Source organism: Exiguobacterium sp. Helios, assembly GCF_014524545.1.
Lineage (GTDB): Bacteria > Bacillota > Bacilli > Exiguobacteriales > Exiguobacteriaceae > Exiguobacterium_A.
Genome location: NZ_CP053557.1, coordinates 2,755,464 through 2,774,508, shown reverse-complemented (window position 1 = coordinate 2,774,508; position 19,045 = coordinate 2,755,464). Strand labels below are relative to the sequence as shown.

Here is a 19,045-nt window from a genome sequence, read left to right as displayed (position 1 = left end):
TTACCTCCTTATTTTAGTACCTGGTATTAATTGTAGTTGTAAGCGTTATCGCTGTCAAATCAACCTTTAAAAATTTTAAAGATTTTAGTTGATTAACTGGCACAATACGCTATAATCGGTACGTGATTAGTAAACTTGAAGTCGTCTTATACTAAACTGTTATTTGGAAAGGAGGGCGTGGATTGCGGACGATCGGAAACAAAATCAAAAATCTGCGTCTTCAAAAAGGCTTGACGCAAGAGGAGCTTGGCGAACGGACGGATTTAAGTAAAGGATACATTTCGCAAATCGAACGTGAAATCAGTTCACCGTCGATTGAGACGCTGTTCAGTCTTCTGGAAGTACTCGGCATCTCGGCGAAGGATTTCTTTGATGAGGATACATTAAACCAAAAGGTCGTTTATTCGCAAAAAGATGTCACGCGTTATGAGGACCCGGAACAAGGGTACCATGTGACATGGTTGATTCCGGAATCGAACGAAAAGGAAATGGAGCCGGTCTTGTTACACCTGGCACCAGGCGGACATTTCAAAGCATACGAACCGTCCGGATCAGAAACGTTCGTGTATGTGCTCGAAGGATCGGTCACATTACAGCTTGGTCGGGAATCATTCGTCGCAACGCAAGGCGAGACACTTTATTATAAAGCTTCAGAAATTCATCAATTACGAAATGATTCAGAGGCGGAAACGAAAGTACTCGTGACGGCCACGGATTCGTACTTATAAGGAGGAGTAAGATTTGGCAGACAACAATACGATCATTCAATTTACAGACGTGACAAAGCGTTTTGACGATCAGACGGTTCTCGAACGCGTCAGTTTTGAAATCGAACGCGGGAAATTTTATACGTTGCTCGGACCATCCGGTTGCGGGAAGACGACAGTCTTACGGCTGATTGCCGGATTCACCGAGGCGACAGAAGGCGATATTCTGTTTAACGGAAAACGGATCAACGATGTCCCGGCTAACAAACGGCAAGTCAATACCGTTTTTCAAGATTATGCCTTGTTTCCGCACCTCAACGTTTTTGAAAACATCGCCTTCGGATTGCGAATCAAAAAGATGAAGGAAGCGGAAATCAAGACGCGTGTGCTTGATGCGTTGAAGTTCGTCAACTTATCAGGATACGAGAATCGGGAAATTACGGAGATGTCAGGCGGACAACGCCAACGGGTCGCGATTGCCCGTGCCATCGTTAACGAACCGGAAGTCATCCTGCTGGATGAACCGTTATCGGCACTTGATTTAAAGCTGCGGACAGAAATGCAGTATGAGCTCCGTGATTTACAACGGCGTCTCGGCATCACGTTCATCTTCGTCACTCATGATCAAGAGGAAGCGCTCGCGATGTCAGATGAAATCTTCGTCCTCAATCATGGTCTGATCCAACAATCCGGGACACCGACGGATATTTATGACGAACCGATCAACCGCTTCGTCGCTGATTTCATCGGTGAGTCAAATATCATTCCGGGACGAATGGTGATGGATTACCGCGTCTCATTCGCCGAACAGGAATTTGATTGTGTCGACCGTGGTCTCGAATTAAATGAACCGGTCGAAATCGTCATCCGTCCGGAAGACTTGGAAATCACGAGTGTCGCGCAAGGTAAGTTACGTGTGACGGTCGATTCGCAGTTGTTCCGCGGCGTCCATTATGAGATTGCCTGCATGGATGAAGTCGGAAACGAATGGCTTGTCCACAGTACGAAAAAAGCAACGGTCGGTGAACAGATCGGCTTGACGTTTGATCCGGAAGCGATTCATGTCATGCGTCTGAATGAGACGGAAGAGGAATTCGATAAACGACTTGAATCATATGACGGGGTGTTGTGATGCAGAAGACACGCAACTGGTATCTGATTCCGTATAGTTTTTGGATTGCGTTGTTCGTCATCGCACCGATTATCCTCGTCGTCTATTATTCGTTCCTCGACCTGGAAGGACATTTTTCACTCGTCAACTATCAGAAATTCTTTACATCAACCTATCTGACGATGACGCTCAGCTCATTTTGGTATGCCTTTTTGATCACACTGTTTTCACTTGCCATCGGTTATCCGACCGCCTACCTGTTGACGAAAACGAAGCATAAACAATTGTGGTTACTATTAATCATCCTGCCGACCTGGATCAACTTGTTATTAAAAGCGTATGCGTTCATCGGTTTATTCAGCACTTATGGATGGGCAAACCAGACGCTTGAAGCAATCGGCATCGGCCGGAAACAGATTTTGTTCACGGACTTCAGTTTCGTGTTCGTTTCCGTCTATATCTTTATTCCGTTCATGATCTTACCGATCTTTAATGCGATTGAAAAACTGAACCCGTCGCTTGTCTTTGCGGCCCGCGATCTCGGGGCTTCAAACTTCATGACGTTCCGCCGTGTCGTCTTTCCGTTGACGCTTGACGGCGTAAAATCGGGCTGTCAACTGGTCTTCATTCCAGCGCTGTCGTTATTCATGATCACGCGTCTGATTGCCGGTAACCGGGTCATCACACTCGGAACAGCGATTGAACAACAATTTCTGGTCACGCAGAACTGGGGCATGGGCGCGACGATTGCCGTCTTCCTGATTATTGCGATGGCAATCATTTTAGCGTTGACGAGTACGAAACGGAAGAAAGGGGCGACGACATGATGAAACGATTAAAATTAGCAAATCTGTACTTGATCGGGGTCTTCATCATCTTGTACGCACCGATTCTTTATCTGGCTTTCTACTCGTTCAACAGTGCCGATAACATGACGAATTTTGATTCCTTCACGTGGGATTGGTATAAGGAAGTCTTTCAGGATTCCCGTCTCTTGATCATCGTCTTAAATACGCTGGTCATCGCGCTCCTGTCCGCTGCAATCTCGACGATCATCGGTGTCCTCGGGGCCATCGGGATTCAAGCGGTCCGCAAAAAACGGGTCGAGACCTCTCTGTTGACGCTGAACAGCATCCTGATCGTCAGTCCCGACGTCATCATCGGTGCGTCGTTCCTGATCTTTTTCACGATGCTCGGCATTCAACTCGGCTTCACCTCGGTCCTGTTGTCACATATCGCGTTTTCCGTCCCGATTGTCGTCATTTTAGTCCTGCCGAAACTGCAGGAAATGAGTCCGACACTCGTCGATGCGGCACGTGACTTGGGAGCGAGCCGACTCGATGTTCTGACGAAAGTCATCTTGCCGTACATCACACCCGGCATCTTCGCCGGCTTCTTCACAGCATTGACGTATTCACTGGATGATTTTGCGGTGACGTTTTTCGTCACGGGGAATGGATTTACGACGTTGTCCGTTGAAATCTATTCGCTTGCCCGCCAAGGAATTTCGATGAAAATTAATGCCTTGTCGACCGTGATTTTCCTGTTTACGTTCTTACTCGTCATCGGCTACTACTTCCTGAACCAACGTTCTGCCATGAAGCTGTCCCGACCGGAGGTGAAATAAGCGATGAAAAAGCTCATTCAATTATTTGTCGCAATTTTTTTGATATCCGGTATCATCTTGTTTGCTTTGAACCGGTTGAATGCAACACAAGGGTATTCCGGAAAAAACGTTTTGAACATTTATAACTGGGGCGACTACATCGATCCGGAATTGATTGATCAGTTCGAAAAGGAATCCGGCATCAAAGTCGTCTATCAAACGTTTGATTCGAACGAAGCGATGTTGACGAAAATCGAACAGGGCGGAACGACGTATGATATCGCCGTCCCTTCCGATTATGCAATCGCGAAGATGATCGAAGAAGATTTAGTCGTCCCGATTGATCAGAAAAAAATTCCAAATCTGAAAAATATCGACCCGCGGTTCCTCGATTTATCGTTTGATCCGGGCAACAAGTACTCGATCCCTTATTTTTGGGGGACGGTCGGAATCGTCTACAATCAAAAGTTGATTGACGGAAAGAAACCGACCAGTTGGAAGGACTTGTGGGATCCGGCGCTGAAAAATCAAATTCTTCTCGCAGACGGTGCACGTGAAGTAATGGGGATGAGTCTGAACAGTCTCGGTTATTCCTTAAACGAGACCGATGAAACCAAACTGCAGAAAGCGAAAGCGAACCTGATGGATCTGACACCGAACGTCAAGGCGATTGTCGGTGATGAAATCAAGTTGTTGCTTGCAAACGAAGAAGCAGGGATTGGTGTCGTCTGGTCCGGTGATGCCAATGAAATCATGAGTGAAAATGAAAATTTGAACTACGTGATTCCAAAGGAAGGATCGAACGTCTGGTTCGATAACATCGTCATTCCGAAAACGGCTAAAAATGTAAAAGGTGCCCATGAATTCATCAATTTCATGTTGGATCCGAAAAATGCCGCCAAAAATGCGGACTATGTCGGATACTCGACACCAAACGAAGCGGCTTTGAAATTGCTCGATCGTGACGTGCGGGAAGACAAACGTTTTTATCCGGATAAACAGGTCACGGATACACTCGAAGTATATGAAAACTTAGGTAAGGAAATGCTCGCTCATTATAATGAACTATTTTTAGAGTTCAAAATGCATAAGAAATAACAAGAAAAGTTGTTGCCCGGACGGGTAACAACTTTTTTTTGAAATATTTTTTAAAGAAATGTATTTAAAGTGAATATTATTTCTAAAATGGGGGAATGAGATATTTATCAAAGCATTTCAAGGGGGAGCACATCATGAAACAATTTTTCGGACTTATTTTAACTGCTGCACTTACCATGAGCCTTGTCTCAGGTCCTTCATATAACGAATCTGCCGAGGCAGCGAAGCCGACGGATGTCGATTGGCTGAAACAAGTCAAAACGACCGCCGCAAAAGCCAAGTCACTTGATGGAAAAGTAACATTAGAAAAAACAACATTAGCCCAAGTACATAGCGCGTACAAAGGGGAAAAAAATTCAACGTGGTGTCAGAGCGGTAAAGGACTGGTCGCGCCAAACAAAGCTATTCATTATTGCTCGACATTCGGTGTTCCTGATCGCAAAGCCAAAGTCTCTGCCATCGTCTACAATCCGAAAATGATCGGCCGGACGATTACCGTCAAAGAAGTTAAAAAAGCATACTCGACTGCGCAACTCGATAAAAACTTTAACTTGATGACCGTTTCAACAAAAGAGGTCAACATTTATCTAAATTTAAATTCTGACCGTACACAAGTCATGTCAATTCTAGTAAAATATAACTAACGAACAAAGGATGACCTTTTAGGCCATCCTTTTTATTGAATTTTTTTATAGATTGGCACGAGTTGTTCGTAGGTATTTCGAATCAATTTTACTAAATCCTCGTGCGACATCGTACTGACTTCTTCCGCAGAGACATGACGGCCGACTAAGAATTCTGCTTTCTTGACATCGCGGAACCGAACGAGTCCTTGTTCTAGACTGTTCTCGTCAATCCGTTGTGCCTCTTTCTTCATATGATCGTAAGAAACAACAAAATCGGACGGCAGTGCATGCAACAGCTCCTGGTGATCCAGTAGTTTAGCAGCGTACTGTGATTTATTCGGAAGTTCGTAAATGTAAGCGAGCCAGATGAACAGATGATCATCAAATAAGCCGACTTGGAAATGCGGATGTTTTTTGTATCCGCGTTTGTTCGGGGAAAAAGCCATCCATGTGTCCTTCGGCGGATTTACTTTCCGGCGGGCATGCTGTGCAATATGCACATACATATCTTCTGCCAGATGGACCGTTAAATCCGGTGATACTTCTTGCCCGATTTGTTTGAAGACAGGTTGAATCCGTTCCCGGATCGCGTCCATCCGTTGTTCCAGTCCTTCAATCTCAAATGTATCAAATGCTTCTTTCGTAAAATGTGTAGTCACTGATTTATCACCTCTATTGCTAGTGTAACAAATCAAAGCATTAAAAATAGACCTCAATGCTCAAATGAGTGATAATCAGATTTTGTTTTCCATATATATACAAAATGTGTTAGGAAGGGGAAGTCAACATGCGTCGCTTTCAACAATATCTCCTTCGAAGCTGGATTGTATTTTTTCTTGTCGTCATTGGAATCGATTTACTGGCGAAATCAAGAGACTACAGCCTCAGCATCGACTTTTTTACGTTCACGCTTGTTGTTGCACTCTCCACGATCTTTGTCGTCGATCCGGTCCGCAGAAGACATATGAGCTTTACGTTCCATTTCGGATTCGTGTTATTTACGTTTTTGACGTATGGATTGTTGTCTGCCGTCTGTGTCGGACAATTGACGATGTTGATCTATCAATTGCGGACGTTCCACACAGCGATTGGCCGCCGGCGTATGCTACATAACTATCCGTTTAATGTCACGCTCGAGCTGTTATTGATTTTACCTGCGGGACTCGCTTACAACGCGTTAGGTGGAACGCACGGGAACGACTTCGCGTTAATCGGAAACATCGGACCGTTACTCGTCATGGTCTTGATTTTATGGCTCGTTTTACTGTTCCAGTATAAGTTATCGAATTTTTTACTCGGTGAAAACATTCCAAGCAGTGTCATGCTACCGTTGCTTCGGTTCGAGGCGGTCGTCATTGCTGCCGAATTGTTATTCGGGATTTTCAGTACATTGATGGTTCAAAACAACGGGAACAGCGGTCTTGTCATGACGGCCTTTGCGCTGTTCATCATCAAACGGTCGCTTGGCAGTTCCGTCCATGCCAGTGACCGGATCGAGCACTGGGAGCAAATTGAACGATTAAAAGAAGCGGCCTGGAAAGATGGCGATGCCCAGTTCATCATTGAACGGTATTTACGTCAGTTGAACCATTTTGTTCGTCCGGACATCGCCTGGATTAAATTTGATTTTGGTGAAGGGAATTCGATTTATTATTCGTTGAAAGATGGTCGGAAGTTAAAGGCGGACCATGTCCGTGGGATCATCATTGAAGAAATCATTGAAGAAAAAGACGAAGTTTTGCTGTACGGCATGCAACAGGAGTGGGACATCCGTTTATATGATTGTGTCCCGGAAGAAACCCAATCGATTCTGTTCATCCAACCGGAAGCGACGGAAAAAATCAATTGCTCCTTATTCTTGGCTTCTGAAGCAAGCGGAGAGTTCACAAAAGACTTTGGATATGAGCTGTACCGGGCTTTACGGGTCCTATCGTGGGCAGTCGAACGGGCACAGGAACGGGAACGTCTGTTGACGGACAGCCGGACAGATGCGATGACGAAATTGCCAAACTACCGGGCGTTACAGGAATGGGGCGACCGCCGGATTCGGCAACGTGATTTATATCCATTCTCTGCCTTGATGATCGATTTGGATCATTTTAAACAAATCAATGATACGTATGGACATGAGGTCGGGGATGTCGTCCTGTTTGAAGTCGCTAAACTGTTGATGCAGGCGACACGGATCACCGATCTCGTCGCCCGGTATGGTGGTGAGGAATTCGTCGTCTTGTTACCGAACACGGATCTGGAATCAGCCCAAATCGTAGCAGAGCGGATTCGCGAGACGTTACATGCGAATCCTATTCAAGTGGGAGCGGATTCATTAACGATTACGGCAAGTATCGGTGTCGATACGTTAAACGAGTTGGGCGATTTAGCAAGTCTGATCCGCAACGCCGACCGCGCGATGTATATCGGTGCGAAGTTCCAAGGACGTGACCGTGTCGCATCCTACCAAGAATGGAAAGAACGTGTTGTCTAACTTTCACTGCAAGAACCGTTGACGTTGTCAGCGGTTTTTTTTGACGCCTTAGCGACTGATAGAGCGTGTCGAGAGTATTTTGAATACAGTGGAGGAGGGCGCTGGCGAAAAGCTGTCTGAGGCGTCAAATCGTACGAAAAAAAAGCCTCGTTCTGCAAGAGAAGGAGGCTCGGCTATAACGTATAAGGGATGGAATATAAGAAAAAAGATGAAGGCTGGATTACTGGGCCTGTTGGTTGCTGATGCGGATTTCACTTTCGATGGCATGAATGGCAGCAGACCAGGAACCGTAACGGTGTAACAAGGCTTTCGTCGATGGTTTATTGTTTCGTTTCGCCCACTCGCGGTACGCTTCAAATGAAAGCGAGAAACCGACTTCCTCGATGGCTTGACGGAGTGAAGCGGCAAGTTCTGCTTTGGAATACGTGACACTGGCTTCTAATCCGGCAGCTGTACAGGCATCATGCCAAGATCCGAACATCTTTACGATATGATAATGACTCGGAGCATGATGAACCGATTTTCGCCAGATTTGATATTTTTTTAAGGTGATGGTTGATCCAACATCCTGGGCATACCGGTGAAACGACTTCAGGATTTCATCTTTGGTATATTTCGGAGCGCGCTCGAGTTCTTCCGGCTGCTGATCGATATGCCACTCGTAACCGGCTGCTGATAAAGCTTCCGGCCAGGAACCGAACTGACGAATGATGGTCTCCGGTTGCGGCCAGCCATGTTCGATGGCATAACGACGATAAATCGTCCGACGGGGACGATCCTGAATGAGTTCGCCTAAGGCTTGGATGGCTTGAATCATTTCAAGCTGTTCTTCCGTCCACGTTTGCTGACTCGTAAGTACACGTTGTTTCAAAGGTGAGTCCTCCTTCCTAATAAATCATAATTTTTGAGGCAAAAGTCCTCTGTATAGAATATATCGGCACATTTCCATTAATTATGAATAATTACCGTGAAATATTGTAAATAAAGTGAAAATCGTTCTTCTGCTAAGTATAAATGGAAGCAATTCAAATGAAAACAGAATGTTACCAATTTTTAATGAACAGGATAAAAACAGTACATTTGTCTCATATGGAAAAAAAGACCAGACCCGCATGGAGCGAGACTGGTCTTAAGTCATACTTATTTTCCTTCGATATACGTCCATTTGAACGAAGTATCCGCACCGACTTTGTGGTTAACGATTCCTTTAACGTAAGGCTTACGTAAGAGGGAAGCACCGCGTTGGTACATAACGGAGATAGCTTGATCGTCTTCAAGTAAGATTTTCTCAGCGTCTTTCAGTGACTGCCAACGTTTTGCAGCATCTGTTTCTTTCATCGCCGACTTGATGAGGGAGTCATACTTGTCGCTTGAGTAACCACCACGGTTGTACGGTCCGCCAGTCATCCACATGTCGAGGAATGTCATTGGATCCTGGTAGTCAGGGCCCCATCCTGCGAATGAAAGTTCGAACTGACCTTTAGACTCGAGATCCAATTTGTTTTTGAACGGTTGTTGTTTGATCGTCACTTCAAGACCTGGAAGGTTTTTCTCCCACTCGCCTTTGAGGTACTCGGAGATTTTCTTCGAGTTGTCGTCATCGTATGAAAGAAGCTCAAGCTTGACGGATTTTTTGCCGATATCTTTGAGGCCTTTTTCAAACGAAGATTTAGCTGACGAAGCATCAAACGATCCGAATCCTTCGTTGCCGTCACGGAAGTCTTTTCCGTCTGGACCTTTAGCAAATTCTTTTGGTACATAGTAGTAAGCAGGGATCGATCCATTGTTTAAGAGGACTTTCGCCATCTGCTCTTTGTCATACCCGGAATCGATTGCTTTACGGATGTCTTTGTTTTTAAGCAGTTCGTTCTTGAAGTTCATTTGGATGTAGTACATCGAAGCGTCAAGACGTGTATCGAAGTCTTCGCTGTCTTTGTACTGATCGACGAATTCACTTGTCAGACCGACTGTATCGATGTCACCTTTTTCATACAGGTTGACGGCAGTCGAGACTTCTTTAACGACCTTGTAGTTGACTTCTTCCAGTTTGACCGTATCGGCATCCCAGTACTGGTCGTTTTTCTTGTAGCTCCAGCCGACTTCTGTTTTCCAGTCCGTCAGTTGGAACGGTCCGTTGTAGAGAAAGTTCTCTGGATTTGTTGCGAAATCTTTTCCTTTTTCTTCAACGAATTCCTGTTTCAGCGGCATGAATGAACCGAAGCCAGTCAACGCTTTGAAGTACTCGGCCGGTTGTGTCAGTTTGACTTCGAGTGTCTTGTCGTCAACCGCTTTGACACCAACGTCAGCCGGTTTTCCTTTTCCTGTGTTGTAGGCTTCAGCACCATCGATGATATACATGATGTATGCATATTGCGATCCACTTTTCGGATCAAGGACACGTTTCCAAGCATATTCGAAGTCTTTTGCCGTGACGTCACTGCCGTCCGACCATTTCGAATCACGTAGTTTGAATGTGTATGTAAGACCATCTTCAGAGACGTCTACACTCTCAGCAACACCAGGTGTCGGCTCTTGTTTGTCATCAAGTCGGAAAAGACCTTCCTGTACGTTATTTAAGACCGTGAATGAAACCGAGTCCGTTGCGACCGTCGGGCTGAGTGCCGGGATGTCGGAACCGCTTGTCAGGTTGAGGACTTGTTTGTCCGACGCCTTTTTCGTGTCTGTCGATCCTGAAGTATCTTTTGAATCATCTGTCGATGAACAAGCAGCAAGGCTTGATCCGGCGATAGCTAGGGCGCCAACGAGTGCAAGTGTTTTTTTCGTCTTCATAATAATAAGTTCCCTCCCAAGAATGAATATATATGATTGAAAAATGAGTACCGATTAGAATAGCGATCCGGTGTCCTATTAAAAAAATAAGAGGGGTCATCGCCTTTTATTTTGTTGAAGGAAAGCACCGGATCAACTTGTTACCAATAATAAATACAATATTCAGAAAAATCAATAGCTTATTTTCAGATTATTTCAAATTTATTAAAATTTCGTGTAATATCAACGTTTTTTTTGTAAAAATAATTTTTGGGAAGGATAATATTGGGAGGTAAAAATGATTCCAAAATTAAAACACGCACATAAAATGGCGTGTTTTAATTCGATCAGTTCAGTTGTTCGAGGAAGGAAAGTGCTTCTGTGACGTGGTCTTTGACTTTAACGGAACGCCATTCCTGAATCAATTCGCCGGATTCATTGATTAAAAAAGTGGAACGTACGATTCCATAATATTCCTTTCCATAATTTTTCTTCAGTTGCCAAACCCCGTATTGCTCACAGACGGTATGGTCGACGTCAGACAATAATTCGAATGGAAGTTCGTATTTTGAGATAAAATTCTGGTGACGCTTCTGACTGTCAGCGGAAATACCGAGGATGACCGTGTTCTTCGCAGCGAAGGCTGCGGAAGCATCCCGGAAGTCGCAGGCTTCCGTCGTACAACCGGGGGTCGAGTCTTTTGGATAAAAGTAGACGATCACTTTTTTTCCGCGGTAATCACTTAATGTAATCGGCTCTCCCTGTGCATTCGGCAGTGTAAAATCAAGTGTGCTCATGAATGGTCCTCCTCAACCCAGTTCCATGTTCAACTGGTCAGCATATTTTTCGAGTTTCTTCTGCAGACTTTCCTTTAACGGATCTAGCGCAATCAGGTATTTTTCGTAATCGGTCCCGGCCTTGGCTGTCTTCAGCAGCAAGGTCTGTTCCTCGCGGTACCAGTCGGCATAATCTTCATAATACTTGACGAGCGTCTCCGGATTACCTTTGTTACCAAGGGCAGGACCGTAAATCATAAGGATGTTGCTGTTCATCTCGAGCGCCATGTAGTCCGTCTGGGCATTGACCCGCGTGAAAACTTCATCCTGCTCGTCTTCCTTCGTGTTGCCGACCGCTTCCGCCGCTTTCGCGTTGACGCCGTACTCGTCGGCATTAAAGGATTCGAACAGGGAGGCGAGGGTCGTAAAGACTTCAGGGTCAAATTTCGTCGGGACGATGACGATTTTCCATTCACCGTCCTGTTTCAATAACAGTTTTGAAGCACGGTTCGGTAAGGGAGACCCGTCCTCATCGTTAAATTCATGGATGATATAGGCGACATCACCTTCCTGAAAGCTTTTGACGACCTTACCCGGCCGGATGTTTAAATTGTTAGCACCGAGCATGGCAGGACGGAGTAATTTTCCATCACCGGTATATTCAATCCGGGCAAGTGCCTTGGCGTCAGCCGTACCCGATTGTCCAACGGTTTGTTGATACGTCTTGTAGACGTCAAGAACGTCTTGACCTGCCTGCTTCGTTTGTTTCGTTTCCGTTGACTTCGGGGATTCAGTATCAGTAGACGGTGCAGCATCATTTCCGCACCCTGCAAGGATGATACCCGTTGACACGAGTACCGTCAGTAATCGTTTCATATTTTCAGTTCCTCCTATATGAACAACATCAATCATCTATGTCTTCACCATACAGGAAATTCGCTTTTTTGAGTAGGAAATAGGTACACTATCACAAAGGAGAGTGGGTTCAACATGAAAATTCACGTAACAGATGAAGCATTACAGTATTTCAAAGAAGAAATGGAAGCAAAAGAAGGCGATACAATCCGCTTTTTCGCTAAATACGGTGGATCAACCGATTTGACGCAAGGGTTTTCGGTCGGCGTACACATGGAGACCGTCGACCGGGCAGCGGTTGAAGAAACCGTCGACGGGATTCATTTCGTCGTCTCGGATCAGGATGACTGGCTGTTCCAGGGGCAGGATGTCGAAGTATCTGTTCAAAATGAAGAGATCGTCTTCTCGCAGGCCAAGCAATGAATCGCAAATGAAGAGGGCCTCCACGGTCTTCTTCATTTTTTTGTCCAGAATAATTGTAAGCGGCGACATGCTTCTGTACAATGGAGAATGTAAGCGATTAAAAGCAAGTATAAAAGGGGGAATAGAGATGATTCCGTACAAACACGAACCATTCACGGACTTCTCACAGGAAGCAAACAAGAAAGCGTTCGAAGAGGCGCTTGAACTTGTATCGAAAGAGCTTGGGAAAGATTATCCGCTCGTCATCGGGGGAGAACGTGTGACGACAGAGGACAAAATCGTTTCTGTCAATCCGGCAAACAAAGAAGAAATCGTCGGACGCGTTTCGAAAGCGACACAAGCACACGCTGAAGATGCAATGCAAGCGGCAGTCAAAGCATTTGAGACGTGGAAATTCGTCAATCCGAGTGTTCGTGCGGACGTCTTATTCAAAGCGGCAAACATCATTCGCAAACGCAAACATGAATTCTCGGCTTATCTCGTTAAAGAAGCAGGTAAACCATGGAACGAAGCGGATGCGGATACAGCAGAAGCAATCGACTTCCTCGAATACTATGCGCGTCAGATGCTCGTACTAAAAGAAGGTAAAAAAGTCGAGAGCCGTCCGGGTGAATACAACCGGTACGACTACATTCCACTGGGTGTCGGTGTCATCATCTCACCATGGAACTTCCCGCTTGCCATCATGGCAGGAACAGCGGTTGCTGCGATCGTGGCAGGTAACCCGATCCTCTTGAAACCAGCATCGACGACACCGGTCGTCGCTGCCAAATTCGTTGAAGTCATGGAACAAGCTGGTCTTCCGGCCGGCGTCTTGAACTTCATTCCGGGACCAGGTGCAGAAGTCGGCGATTACCTCGTCGATCACCCGAAAACACGTTTCATCAGCTTCACGGGTTCACGTGATGTCGGCCTCCGTATTAACGAACGGGCTTCTAAATTGAACGACGGTCAAATCTGGCTCAAACGCGTTATCGCGGAAATGGGCGGAAAAGATACAATGGTTATCGATGAGTCAGCTGATCTTGACTACGCAGCAGACATGATCACAAAAGCGGCATTCGGTTTCTCAGGACAAAAATGTTCAGCTTGTTCACGTGTCGTCGCACTTGATTCGGTTTATGACGAATTGCTCGCAAAAGTCGTCGAAAACACAAACAAACTTAGTATCGGTAACCCGGTCGACGTGACGAACAACGTAGGACCTGTCATCGATGCAGCAGCTTTCAAAAAAATCACATCGTACTTCGATGTCGCAAAACAAGAAGGACGGATTGCAGCGGGTGGTACGGCGGATGATTCGACAGGATACTTCGTCTCGCCGACAATCGTCGCTGACGTTCAACCGACTGACCGCTTGATGCAGGAAGAAATCTTCGGACCGGTCGTTGCCTTCACAAAAGCAAAAGACTTCAAAGAAGCAATCGATATCGCCAACAACACGGAATATGGTTTGACAGGTGCTGTCATCACTCAGGATCGTACGAACCAGGAATACGCACGTGCGAACTTCCATGTCGGTAACTTGTACTTCAACCGTGGTTGCACAGGGGCAATCGTTGGATACCAACCGTTTGGCGGATTCAACATGTCAGGAACGGATTCAAAAGCAGGCGGACCGGATTACTTGACTTTACACCTTCAAGCAAAAACTACTTCTGAAATGTTCTAAAATGATGTTTAATAGATGAAACGGGTATGCGACCTGCATACCCGTTTTTCTTTAGAAAAGGGGGAGCACGAGATGAACGGAATGTGGTTCGCGATTTTGTTGTATCTGGGTTTGATGGTCATACTAGGCGTCGTCGCGTATTATCGGACAAAAAACATGAACGATTATATGCTTGGAGGACGAACGATCGGACCGGTCGTCACAGCGCTCTCAGCCGGAGCGAGTGATATGAGTGGATGGTTATTGATGGGATTACCAGGCGCTATGTTTGCAACTGGTCTGTCCAGTGGATGGATTGTCATCGGGTTACTACTCGGTGCGTATGCCAACTGGTTGCTAGTTGCACCACGTTTACGTGCTTATACGGCGCATGCCGGGGATGCGATTACGATTCCCGACTACTTTGAAAAGCGGTTCCACGATAAAAGTGGTGTCCTGCGTACAGTTTCAGCTGGAGTTATCTTAATATTCTTTATAATGTACGCTTCAAGTGGTTTTGTCGCCGGCGGTCGTTTGTTTGAATCGGTCTTCGGACTCGAGTATACAACCGGCTTATGGATTTTGGCAGGTGTCGTCATCGCGTATGTATTCCTCGGTGGTTTCCTCGCAGTCAGTTGGACGGACGTCGTCCAAGGAATGATCATGGTCATCGCCTTGCTGATCGTCCCAGCCGTTACGCTTGCGCTCAGCGGCGGGATTAATGAGACGCTTGAGACGATCCGTTCGACAGATGGTTCGAAACTTGAACTGTTCAAAGGAACGACTGTGATCGGTATCGTTTCCCTGCTTGCCTGGGGACTTGGTTACTTTGGTCAACCGCACATCATCGTCCGTTTTATGGCGATTCGAAACTTGCATGAAATGAAAGCGGCTCGTCGGGTCGGGATGATCTGGATGACGTTTTCGATTGTCGGGGCAATGGTAACCGGACTATTCGGATACGCTTATTTCACGCAACAAGGTGGAAAACTCGAAAATCCAGAGAACGTCTTCATTCAACTGTCACGTGATCTGTTCCCGGGGTTCATCACGGGATTATTACTGGCGGCATTGCTCGCTGCCATCATGTCAACGATTTCGACGCAGCTGCTTGTGTCATCGAGTGCCGCAACTAATGATTTCTATCAGCGTTTCCTGAAACGAAATGCGTCAGATAAAGAGTTGATGGTCATGGGACGGATCATGGTTCTCGTCGTCGCACTCCTTGCCATTGCCTTATCATTTGGTGCTCAAAAATCCATTCTGACACTTGTAGGATATGCGTGGGCCGGATTCGGCGCTGCATTTGGACCGGTCGTCTTGTTCAGTTTATTATGGCGCCGGATGAACAAACATGGTGCTCTTGCCTCGATGATTACAGGAACAGTCGTCGTCATCGTCTGGATTTTGGTGAAGGTGTATGTCAAAGATCTTCCGTTTTATATCTCGGAGATGTATGAAATGATTCCTGCATTCATCGCTTCCACCGTCGCACTTGTTGTCGGCAGTCTCTTGACGAAAGCACCGAGTCAAGCGATGTATGATGAATTCGATGAAGTACAAGCTCAACTCAAAGGAGCAGAACAACAACGGAAAGTCGTATGATGATAACGAAAAGAATGTCCGGTGCCTCGTGCGCCGGACATTCTTTTTATATAGAAGAAACTAACTAAGTGAACATATCTTTACGTAAAACATATATGTTGCCTATACGCAAAAAAAGCGTATACTAACAACTAAAGAGAGGTGAGGCAAAGTGATGAGTCAACCGATCGTTCCAGTGGAGCGTTTGAAAAAAAGACACTATATCGGACCGGCGTTCGTGGCTGCCGTCGCTTACCTCGATCCGGGGAATTTTGCGACAAACATGACGGCAGGAGCGCAGTACGGATTTTTACTCCTGTGGGTGATCATCGCAGCAAACTTGATGGCCGTCATGATTCAGACGCTGTCAGCGAAACTGGGGCTGGTCAGCAATACGAGTCTCGCGGAAGTGATTCGGGATGAATTATCGCCGGTCATGCGGATCATTTACTGGGCACAGGCCGAACTCGTTGCCATGGCGACGGACTTGGCCGAATTCGTCGGGGCGGCACTCGGTTTTAACCTGCTGTTCGGCATCGATTTGAAAATCGCCGCCTTGCTGACGGCGGTTGCTTCGTTCATCATCCTTGGATTCGAACGAAAAGGATTACGGCATTTTGAAGCCGTCATCGGAACCCTGGTCCTTGTCATCGCACTCGCATTTGCGATCCAAGTCATCGAAGTCAGACCGGTTCTCCAGGATGTTGCCGGTGGATTGATTCCCGGATTTTCGGGGACGTCGAGTATTGTTCTCGCAGCGGGGATGCTCGGGGCAACGGTCATGCCACACGCGATTTATCTCCATTCCGACTTAACGAAACGACGGATGGGGAACATCGCTGATAAAAAAGGATTATTACGGATTCAGAAAATGGACATTTGGGCGGCCATGTTGATTGCGGGAGCAGTCAATGCCGCGATGCTTGTCATTGCGGCGACCGTTTTCTTCGGGACGAGCCAACAGGCAGAGACGCTGGAAAGTATTTTTCACGGGCTCGGGACGTCACTCGGCGGTGCAGCACCTTATCTGTTTGGCGGAGCACTGTTGATTTCCGGACTCGCTTCATCGAGTGTCGGCACGATGTCCGGCGACGCCATCATGCGCGGTTTCCTGAAGATGGAGATTCCGCTTTTTCTCAGACGCAGTATCACGATGTTACCGGCTATCCTCTTGCTGTTATCCGGATTTGATCCGACACGCGCGTTGATTTGGAGCCAGGTCGCCTTATCGTTCGGGATTCCGTTTGCGTTGATTCCATTAATTCGTGCCACATCAAGTGAACGGATCATGGGCAAATATAAAAATCGGCCGCTGACGAAAGGTTCCGCTTGGACGATTGTCAGTATCGTTATCATCTTCAACGTCTATCTGTTAGCTGATCTTTTATTTTGAATAATCAGATTTTTTGTTTTGCTTACCGGCAGCTCGGGTAATTCATTACTAGAAGCTTTCTGCCCGGAAGCTTTGCTACCCCTATAAGGACGATGGTGCGGACCTCCCCCCGATGCACCATCGTCTTTTTTGTCTGGACAAAAAGTGCTATGATTAGAAATAGTGTAAAATATATTGAAAAAGTTCCGGAGGTGGAATCAGATGGCAAAGATTAATGAAGAACAAGTCCGCCATGTGGCGCATTTAGCACGTCTCGCCGTAACAGATGAAGAAGTCCAACAATTTACCGTTCAACTTGAGAAGATTCTCGGGTTTGCTGAACAATTAAATGAGCTCGATACGACAGGCGTCGAACCGACGACACACGTCCTCGATCTCAAAAACGTCTTGCGTAAAGATGAAGTACGTCCATCGCTTCCGCGCATGGAAGTAGAACGACTCTCACCTGATTGGGAAGACGGACAAGTCCGTGTCCCGGCAGTATTCGAATAAGGAGGAGACCACCGATATGTCACTTTTTGAACATGGTGTAAAGAATTTACACACACTCGTCAAAGACGGAGAAGTCAAAGTATCCGAGCTTGTCCAGGAATCGTTTGACCGGATTGACCGCGTGGACGGAAACATCGGCGCATTTTTATCGTTGAACGAAGATGCTTTCGAGCAGGCAAAACGGATGGACGAGATTGCAAAACATGAAGCAAACCCGTTATTCGGGTTACCGATTGGTGTCAAAGACAACATCGTCACGAAAGGGATGACGACGACATGTGGTTCGAAGTTCCTCGAAAACTTCGTTCCGGCGCATGATGCGACGGTCGTCGAGCGTCTGCATGAAGCAGGAGCCATCACAATCGGGAAATTGAACATGGATGAATTCGCGATGGGCTCATCAAACGAAAACTCGGCTTATAAACCGGTCCGCAACCCATGGAATACGAAACACGTGCCAGGCGGTTCGTCAGGCGGCTCAGCAGCAGCTGTCGCGGCAGGCGAAGTCTTATTCAGCCTCGGTTCTGATACGGGTGGTTCGATCCGTCAACCGGCTGCTTACTGTGGTGTCGTCGGTTTAAAACCAACATATGGTCTCGTCTCGCGTTACGGTCTCGTTGCCTTCGCCTCGTCACTTGACCAAATCGGTCCATTGACACGGACGGTCGAAGACAATGCGTACTTATTGAGTGCGATTGCCGGACATTGTGACATGGATTCGACGTCAGCGAACGTCAACCCGACGGATTACACACAAGCACTGACAGGGGATATCAAAGGACTGAAGATTGCCGTTCCGAAAGAATATTTCGGAGAAGGAATCAGTGAAGGCGTCAAGGAAAATATCCGTGCCGCCATCAAGAAACTCGAGTCGCTTGGTGCGACGGTTGATGAAGTGTCACTTCCGAACTCGAAATATGCGTTGGCGACGTATTACTTACTCGCTTCTTCAGAAGCTTCATCCAACCTGGCCCGTTTCGACGGTATCCGTTACGGTGTCCGTGCCGAAGCCGATGCACTTGAAGATGTCTTCAAGTATTCGCGCGCTCAAGGTTTCGGCGACGAAGTCAAACGTCGGATCATGCTCGGAACGTATGCCCTCAGCTCAGGCTACTACGATGCCTACTATAAAAAAGCACAACAAGCACGGACATTGATTAAACAAGACTTTGACCAGGTCCTTGCCAACTACGATGTCATCATCGGACCAACTGCACCGACACCTGCCTTTGAACTCGGGGCACAAAACGATGATCCGGTCACGATGTATGCCAACGATATCCTGACGATTCCAATCAACTTGGCAGGTGTGCCGGCGATTTCGGTTCCAGCCGGTCTCGTCGACGGATTACCGGTCGGTCTGCAAATCATCGGAAAACACTTTGACGAGGCGACGATTTATCGTGCTGCGCATGCATTCGAGCTTGCGACCGGTGGATTTGCGCTTCCGAAGCTATAAAGGAGAATGC

General features: G+C 46.6%; 18 protein-coding genes. 13 read left to right on the top strand and 5 right to left on the bottom strand.

The window, feature by feature from the left end:
• Window positions 1–182: 182 nt before the first annotated feature.
• The 6 genes from HNY42_RS14385 to HNY42_RS14360 all read left to right on the top strand — a co-directional run bounded on the left by HNY42_RS14385 (window position 183) and on the right by HNY42_RS14360 (window position 5,166).
• The gene (locus HNY42_RS14385; protein ID WP_131502285.1) at window positions 183–728 is read left to right on the top strand and encodes a helix-turn-helix domain-containing protein; all 546 of its coding nucleotides are present in this window, start codon (window positions 183–185) and stop codon (window positions 726–728) included.
• 13 nt (window positions 729–741) lie between these two features.
• On the top strand, window positions 742–1,839 hold the full coding sequence (locus tag HNY42_RS14380; protein WP_131502284.1) for an ABC transporter ATP-binding protein: 1,098 nt from the start codon (window positions 742–744) through the stop codon (window positions 1,837–1,839).
• A complete protein-coding gene (locus tag HNY42_RS14375; protein ID WP_131502283.1) occupies window positions 1,839–2,645 on the top strand; it encodes an ABC transporter permease in 807 nt (268 codons plus the stop codon). The genes HNY42_RS14380 and HNY42_RS14375 overlap by 1 nt, the downstream gene beginning before the upstream one ends.
• Window positions 2,642–3,445, top strand: coding sequence for an ABC transporter permease (locus HNY42_RS14370; RefSeq protein WP_131502282.1), 804 nt, complete (start codon window positions 2,642–2,644; stop codon window positions 3,443–3,445). Before HNY42_RS14375 ends, HNY42_RS14370 begins: the two co-directional genes overlap by 4 nt.
• 3 nt (window positions 3,446–3,448) lie before the next feature.
• A complete protein-coding gene (locus tag HNY42_RS14365) occupies window positions 3,449–4,522 on the top strand; it encodes an ABC transporter substrate-binding protein (RefSeq protein ID WP_131972268.1) in 1,074 nt (357 codons plus the stop codon).
• A 134-nt stretch (window positions 4,523–4,656) separates the two neighbouring features.
• A complete protein-coding gene (locus tag HNY42_RS14360) occupies window positions 4,657–5,166 on the top strand; it encodes a hypothetical protein (protein WP_131502280.1) in 510 nt (169 codons plus the stop codon).
• A gap of 32 nt (window positions 5,167–5,198) precedes the next feature.
• Here HNY42_RS14360 and HNY42_RS14355 read toward each other — a convergent pair whose 3' ends face one another.
• Window positions 5,199–5,807, bottom strand: coding sequence for a YktB family protein (locus HNY42_RS14355; protein WP_131502279.1), 609 nt, complete (start codon window positions 5,805–5,807; stop codon window positions 5,199–5,201).
• A 128-nt stretch (window positions 5,808–5,935) separates the two neighbouring features.
• Here HNY42_RS14355 and HNY42_RS14350 point away from each other — a divergent pair, with 128 nt between their 5' ends.
• Window positions 5,936–7,633 carry a GGDEF domain-containing protein gene (locus HNY42_RS14350; protein WP_188004707.1) on the top strand — a complete coding sequence of 566 codons (1,698 nt, stop codon included), beginning with the start codon at window positions 5,936–5,938 and terminating at the stop codon, window positions 7,631–7,633.
• A 220-nt stretch (window positions 7,634–7,853) separates the two neighbouring features.
• On the opposite strand, the gene HNY42_RS14345 is transcribed toward HNY42_RS14350, so the two are convergent.
• The 4 genes from HNY42_RS14345 to HNY42_RS14330 all read right to left on the bottom strand — a co-directional run bounded on the left by HNY42_RS14345 (window position 7,854) and on the right by HNY42_RS14330 (window position 12,054).
• A complete protein-coding gene (locus HNY42_RS14345; protein WP_114595023.1) occupies window positions 7,854–8,504 on the bottom strand; it encodes a homing endonuclease associated repeat-containing protein in 651 nt (216 codons plus the stop codon).
• A 269-nt stretch (window positions 8,505–8,773) separates the two neighbouring features.
• Window positions 8,774–10,423 (bottom strand): peptide ABC transporter substrate-binding protein, encoded by a 1,650-nt coding sequence (locus HNY42_RS14340; protein WP_131502276.1) that lies wholly within the window; start codon window positions 10,421–10,423, stop codon window positions 8,774–8,776.
• Window positions 10,424–10,749: 326 nt separating this feature from the next.
• A complete protein-coding gene (gene bcp / locus HNY42_RS14335; RefSeq protein WP_131502275.1) occupies window positions 10,750–11,199 on the bottom strand; it encodes a thioredoxin-dependent thiol peroxidase in 450 nt (149 codons plus the stop codon).
• Between the two features lie 12 nt (window positions 11,200–11,211).
• The gene (locus tag HNY42_RS14330) at window positions 11,212–12,054 is read right to left on the bottom strand and encodes a hypothetical protein (protein ID WP_131502274.1); all 843 of its coding nucleotides are present in this window, start codon (window positions 12,052–12,054) and stop codon (window positions 11,212–11,214) included.
• Window positions 12,055–12,168: 114 nt separating this feature from the next.
• On the opposite strand from HNY42_RS14330, the gene HNY42_RS14325 reads away from it, so the two are divergent.
• From HNY42_RS14325 to gatA, 6 genes are all read left to right on the top strand, one after another.
• Window positions 12,169–12,456, top strand: a complete 288-nt coding sequence (locus HNY42_RS14325) for a HesB/YadR/YfhF family protein (RefSeq protein WP_012371380.1) — start codon at window positions 12,169–12,171, stop codon at window positions 12,454–12,456.
• Window positions 12,457–12,583: 127 nt separating this feature from the next.
• Complete coding sequence (gene pruA / locus HNY42_RS14320; protein WP_114595027.1) at window positions 12,584–14,128, top strand: L-glutamate gamma-semialdehyde dehydrogenase; 1,545 nt, start codon at window positions 12,584–12,586, stop codon at window positions 14,126–14,128.
• 72 nt (window positions 14,129–14,200) lie between these two features.
• Entirely contained in the window at window positions 14,201–15,712 is a 1,512-nt protein-coding gene (gene putP / locus HNY42_RS14315; RefSeq protein ID WP_131502273.1) for a sodium/proline symporter PutP, read from the top strand.
• A 154-nt stretch (window positions 15,713–15,866) separates the two neighbouring features.
• Complete coding sequence (locus HNY42_RS14310) at window positions 15,867–17,084, top strand: Nramp family divalent metal transporter (protein WP_255508366.1); 1,218 nt, start codon at window positions 15,867–15,869, stop codon at window positions 17,082–17,084.
• A 201-nt stretch (window positions 17,085–17,285) separates the two neighbouring features.
• On the top strand, window positions 17,286–17,576 hold the full coding sequence (gatC, locus tag HNY42_RS14305) for an Asp-tRNA(Asn)/Glu-tRNA(Gln) amidotransferase subunit GatC (protein ID WP_188004706.1): 291 nt from the start codon (window positions 17,286–17,288) through the stop codon (window positions 17,574–17,576).
• 16 nt (window positions 17,577–17,592) lie between these two features.
• Window positions 17,593–19,035, top strand: a complete 1,443-nt coding sequence (gene gatA, locus HNY42_RS14300; RefSeq protein WP_026827488.1) for an Asp-tRNA(Asn)/Glu-tRNA(Gln) amidotransferase subunit GatA — start codon at window positions 17,593–17,595, stop codon at window positions 19,033–19,035.
• Window positions 19,036–19,045 lie beyond the last annotated feature (10 nt).

Bases quoted from the DNA above. Each gene is read 5' to 3' on its own strand.
- HNY42_RS14375 (WP_131502283.1), top strand. From the start codon at position 1,839: ATGCAGAAGACACGCAACTGGTATCTGATTCCGTATAGTTTTTGGATT.
- HNY42_RS14370 (WP_131502282.1), top strand. From the start codon at position 2,642: ATGATGAAACGATTAAAATTAGCAAATCTGTACTTGATCGGGGTCTTC.
- HNY42_RS14365 (WP_131972268.1), top strand. From the start codon at position 3,449: ATGAAAAAGCTCATTCAATTATTTGTCGCAATTTTTTTGATATCCGGT.
- HNY42_RS14360 (WP_131502280.1), top strand. From the start codon at position 4,657: ATGAAACAATTTTTCGGACTTATTTTAACTGCTGCACTTACCATGAGC.
- HNY42_RS14350 (WP_188004707.1), top strand. From the start codon at position 5,936: ATGCGTCGCTTTCAACAATATCTCCTTCGAAGCTGGATTGTATTTTTT.
- HNY42_RS14340 (WP_131502276.1), bottom strand. From the start codon at position 10,423: ATGAAGACGAAAAAAACACTTGCACTCGTTGGCGCCCTAGCTATCGCC.
- bcp (WP_131502275.1), bottom strand. From the start codon at position 11,199: ATGAGCACACTTGATTTTACACTGCCGAATGCACAGGGAGAGCCGATT.
- HNY42_RS14330 (WP_131502274.1), bottom strand. From the start codon at position 12,054: ATGAAACGATTACTGACGGTACTCGTGTCAACGGGTATCATCCTTGCA.
- HNY42_RS14325 (WP_012371380.1), top strand. From the start codon at position 12,169: ATGAAAATTCACGTAACAGATGAAGCATTACAGTATTTCAAAGAAGAA.
- pruA (WP_114595027.1), top strand. From the start codon at position 12,584: ATGATTCCGTACAAACACGAACCATTCACGGACTTCTCACAGGAAGCA.
- putP (WP_131502273.1), top strand. From the start codon at position 14,201: ATGAACGGAATGTGGTTCGCGATTTTGTTGTATCTGGGTTTGATGGTC.
- HNY42_RS14310 (WP_255508366.1), top strand. From the start codon at position 15,867: ATGAGTCAACCGATCGTTCCAGTGGAGCGTTTGAAAAAAAGACACTAT.
- gatC (WP_188004706.1), top strand. From the start codon at position 17,286: ATGGCAAAGATTAATGAAGAACAAGTCCGCCATGTGGCGCATTTAGCA.
- gatA (WP_026827488.1), top strand. From the start codon at position 17,593: ATGTCACTTTTTGAACATGGTGTAAAGAATTTACACACACTCGTCAAA.